This is a genomic window from Luteibacter sp. P4_E6, from assembly GCF_056401535.1.
In genome coordinates, this window is record NZ_JBFUJE010000324.1 from 1 (window position 1) to 4,470 (window position 4,470).

At 63.2% G+C, this 4,470-nt stretch carries 4 protein-coding genes; 2 read left to right on the top strand and 2 right to left on the bottom strand.

Features of this window, described 5'->3' with window-relative positions; all coding sequences use genetic code 11:
- Positions 1–885: NAD(P)/FAD-dependent oxidoreductase (locus AC1DT2_RS16395; RefSeq protein ID WP_477297483.1), on the top strand; the 885-nt coding region annotated here is incomplete at its 5' end.
- An 826-nt stretch (positions 886–1,711) separates the two neighbouring features.
- The gene (locus AC1DT2_RS16400) at positions 1,712–3,121 is read left to right on the top strand and encodes a sensor domain-containing diguanylate cyclase (protein WP_477297485.1); all 1,410 of its coding nucleotides are present in this window, start codon (positions 1,712–1,714) and stop codon (positions 3,119–3,121) included.
- Here AC1DT2_RS16400 and AC1DT2_RS16405 read toward each other — a convergent pair.
- Positions 3,114–3,974: an aldo/keto reductase gene (locus AC1DT2_RS16405; protein ID WP_063571300.1), complete on the bottom strand. Its 861-nt coding sequence runs from the start codon at positions 3,972–3,974 to the stop codon at positions 3,114–3,116. The genes AC1DT2_RS16400 and AC1DT2_RS16405 overlap by 8 nt on opposite strands.
- A gap of 187 nt (positions 3,975–4,161) precedes the next feature.
- Positions 4,162–4,470: Hpt domain-containing protein (locus tag AC1DT2_RS16410; RefSeq protein ID WP_477297487.1), on the bottom strand; the 309-nt coding region annotated here is incomplete at its 5' end.

Below are 4,470 nucleotides of genomic sequence, written 5' to 3' on the forward strand. Positions count from 1 at the left end.
ATGCTGGACAGCCCTGCACAGGCGATCGACCTGCGTCGCAAGATCCTGGCACTGGCGCTGCGCACGGCGGGCGATCCGGAAAAACGCATCAGCATCGGCATCGTGGGCGCCGGAGCCACCGGGGTGGAGCTGGCGGCCGAGCTGCACCACGCCTTCAACGATATGCACCGCTATGGCGGTCTCGATCCGGCAAGCAAGCTGGATATCACCCTGATGGATATGGCGAAGCGCGTGCTTCCCAACGTCGATCCGCGCACGTCGGAGTCCGCCGAGAAGATCCTCCGGCGCATGGGCGTGACGCTGCGCACGGGTGTCGGCGTGGATGCGGTCGAAGACGGCGCCTTCCATCTGTCGGACGGCAGCAGCGTGCATTGCGATATCCAGGTGTGGGCCGCAGGCGTCACGGGGCACGACATGGTGAAGGGCCTCGGCCCGTTCGAATTGTCGAAGGACCGGCGCATCCTGGTGGACGGCCAGCTCAAGGCCCAGGGCCTGACTGACATCTATGCCATGGGCGATTGTGCGTTCGCCACCACGGCTCCCGGCGGCCCCAGCGTCCCACCCACCGCACAGGCGGCCCACCAGCAGGCGACCTACCTGGCACGTGCCCTGCCCCGCGCCCTGCGCGGTGAGAACGTCGCGCCCTTCGTCTACCACTCCAAGGGCACGCTGGTGTCGCTCGGGTCCCGTCAGGCTACGGGCGAACTACCTTCGGGGCCCAAGGGCCGGTCGATCATCCCCATGCGGGGCTGGGTGGCGAAGATGCTCTACGTATCGCTGCAGCAACTGCACCGCGCCACGCTTCATGGCTGGCCGCGGGCTACCGCGCTATGGCTGGCCGACTGGCTACGAAATACAACGCTGCCACCCGTAAAGCTCCATTAAAAGGGACGACCGCGAACACGCCAGCCATATAGAGGGCGGCGCTGCCCTACATCGACTGAAGCGAGATCTTACTTTTGGGCAGCGACTGGCAGCATTGACGAGGGGCGCCGACGTACCGCAGTATCTACCGCACGACTCACCCTTTGCTCGGCCGATTCAGTTCGCAACCGCGCTCAGGGCGAAAACACCGGCCATCGTGCCGGTGTTTTCATTTGGAGCTTTGGAATTTGGAGCAAGGGATTGCGAACGATCGCGTATGTTGACGGATACAACCTTTTTTACGGCTGCCTTCGAGGAACCTCATTCAAATGGCTCGACGTAGGCGCGTTGCTTCGGCACGTCCTGCACGTGCAAGATCCGGCGGCATCGTTTCAAACGACTCGGACTTGTCACCGGCCCTCCGAATGATGAAGACCGATTTTCCGGCGGTACGCATCGGCCTTGTCATTCCATCCAGACCGCCTGACGGTTCGCCAGGGGATCGAGCTGTCACCGAACACCTTAAGCGGCACGCAGACTGGACGCGTGAGCACCTTCTCGATTCAGAACTTCGGGCGTTTCAGTTCGCCGACCGGGTGAAGACCGGCAGCCGACCAGCGGACCGCCCCGCGCTCTGGACGCACAAGATGCTTCCTCCACCTCCGACCGAACCCACAGGCTCCTGAGTTACGAGCCTGCACGGATTCCCAAGGATTCACGCAAAAACCCGCGCAAGCCGCTATAACCATGGCAATGCCAATCGACCCGTCCTCCGGATAGTGACGTGGATCACGTCCGGCAGGCTGTCGAGCCGCTACGTTCCGCTGTCCCCACTCCAGGAGCCGCGATGCTAGCCGCGCCCTTACCCGACGACGAAGTGCGCCGCCTCGAGCGACTGCGMGGCCTTGCGGTGCTGGACACGGCGCCGGAGCCCTTTTTCGACGGTATCGTGCGGGTAGCCTCCCTGGTGACGGGATCGCCGATCGCCCTGGTCAGCCTGATCGATCATGACCGCCAGTGGTTCAAGGCCCAGGTGGGCCTGGACGGAACGACCGAGACGCCCCGCGACATTTCTTTCTGCGCCCATGCGATCCACGGCAGCACCCTGTTCGAAGTGCGCGATACCCGCAAAGACCATCGCTTTGCCGATAACCCCTTGGTCGAAGCGGATCCCAACATCCGATTCTATGCAGGTATGCCGATCGCCATGGAGGGCGGCTCCGGCATGGGCACGCTCTGCGTCATCGACCATGTCCCCCGGGAGCTGACACCGACCCAGCGGGACATCCTAGCCACCCTGGCCGGTCTCGTAGGGATGGCGTTGGAACAGCGCGCGACAGCCGTCGAACGCAACGCCGCACTTGCCCGCGAGGTCACCCTGGAACGCGATCTCAGGCGCACCGCACAGGAATGGGAAATGCACCGCCGGCGCGCGGTCACCTCACTGGAAGCCAGCGAGCGTCGTTTCCGCCAGCTGTTTCACTACAGCCTCGGCCTGATCTGCACGCACGACCTCGACGGCGTCCTTCTCTCGGTCAATCCCGCGGCAGCCAAGTCACTGGGATACCCGATCAACAGCCTGATGGGCAGGTCGCTCGCCGAATTCATGCGCCCCGAAATGGTCCCCGCGTTCAACGCCTATCTACGCCGGATCATCGACGAAGGCAGCGACTCGGGTCGCCTCGAACTGCGCGCGGCCAACGGTGAGTTACGGATCTGGGCTTATCACAACGTGCTCGATGAGGACGACGAAGAGCGCTACGTCCTCGGTCACGCGCAGGACATCACCGAGCAGCATCGGCAGGAACGACAACTCCGTGAGTGGTCGCTAAGCGATCCCCTCACCCATTGCTTCAACCGTCGCTATCTGGGTCAGCTCGGTGACATGACGCGTGACGAAACGCTCGGCTGCATCACCGTGGACCTCGACCACTTCAAGGCTGTCAACGATACCTACGGCCACCAGCGAGGCGACGACGTGCTGGTCGATATGGCGAYGTTTCTCCGGGCACGCGTGCGCGATGAAGACGCCGTGGTTCGCCTGGGGGGTGACGAGTTCCTGGTGGTATTGCGTAGCGCCGATGACCGGCAACTCGCCGAGGTCAGCGCCCGTCTGCGTGACGATGCGCAATCCGCGCCGATCGGCTTTACGCTGGGCGCAGCGATGAAGCTAGCCGGCACCCCGTTGGATGCGGCGTTGAGTCGTGCCGACCAGCGCCTCTATGAGGCGCGGGCCAGCCGTTCCGCGATTATTTGACCGCGTGCTCCAGGGCTTCGAAGTCTTCCTGTGACAGCTTCAGGGATGCACCCTTGACGTTCTCTTCGAGGTGGTCGGGGCTACCCGTGCCCGGGATAGGCAGGATCACCGGCGAACGCTTGAGCAACCATGCCAGGGCGACTTGGCCGTCGGTAGCGTTCAGCTTCTTGGCAATCTTCGACAAGACCGACCCCTCCTTCGCCAGCTCGCCGGCGGCAAGCGGGAACCAGGGGATGAAGCCGATGTTGTGCTTATCCGCGTAGTCGACCACGGCCTCGCTCTGGCGGTTGCCGAGGTTGTAGAGGTTCTGCACGGTCGCGACCTTGAAGAACTTCGATGCCGCTTCGATCTGGCCGACGTTGACCTCGGAAAGACCCACGTGGCGAATCAGGCCCTCGTTCTGCATGTCGCGGATGACGCCGAACTGCTCGTCCTGCGGCACCTTCTCGTCGACACGATGCAGCTGCCAGAGGTCGATACGTTCCACGCCGAGGCGACGCAGGCTCATCAGCACGCACTGGCGCAGGTACTCGGGACGGCCGAGCGGAGCCCAGATGTCAGGACCGTGGCGGGTCAGTCCGCCCTTGGTCGCAATCACGAGGCCCTTGTAGGGATGCAGGACTTCCCGGATCAGATCCTCACTGACGTAAGGACCATAGCTGTCGGCCGTGTCGATCAGGTTGACGCCGAGCTCGGGCAGCTTCGCCAGGGTTTCGCGGGCGGCCTTGGGGTTGGCCGGATCACCCCAGATTCCCTTTCCGGTGATGCGCATGGCGCCGAAGCCGAGTCGATTGACCTCGAGATCGCCGCCGATCTTGAACGTGCCGCTCGCGGATGCGTTGATGTTTGCCATCGGTAGACTCCGTTACGTTGGGACGAAGGAAAGTCAGACAGACATTGGTACGCCATCGCACGTTTAAAGGGCGTCGCGATATATCGATGCGATGATGACAGACATCGTACAAGCTTGCGTTCGCGCGAGCTTGAAGCACGTGATGGCAAACCGCGCAGGTTTCGTCCAAAAATGCTGTTGTCGCCAGTCAGAGTCGTGCGGCAATCGCATCAAGAAGCTGCCCGACAAGCCTGCCGTCCACAGGATCTCCGGCGAGTGCCCGCTCGATGCGATCGATGTCCGTCACGATGGAGGTCGCGCCCCAGACTAGCGCGCCGCCCTTGAGACGGTGCGCGAAATGGGCCGCGCTAGTGAGGTCAGTCGCCGCTACCGCGGCACGGATGGCGGCGAGATCCTTGAGACACTCCTTGATGAAGGTCGCATCGATCTCCGACTCCGTGCGCGGTGCCACAAGAGCGGCCTTCAGCCCTTCAAGCGAGAGCGGCTTACCCAGCAC

What these genes read in the sequence shown, in the direction of transcription:
- AC1DT2_RS16405 (WP_063571300.1), bottom strand. Translation starts at nt 3,974, where the DNA reads ATGGCAAACATCAACGCATCCGCGAGCGGCACGTTCAAGATCGGCGGC.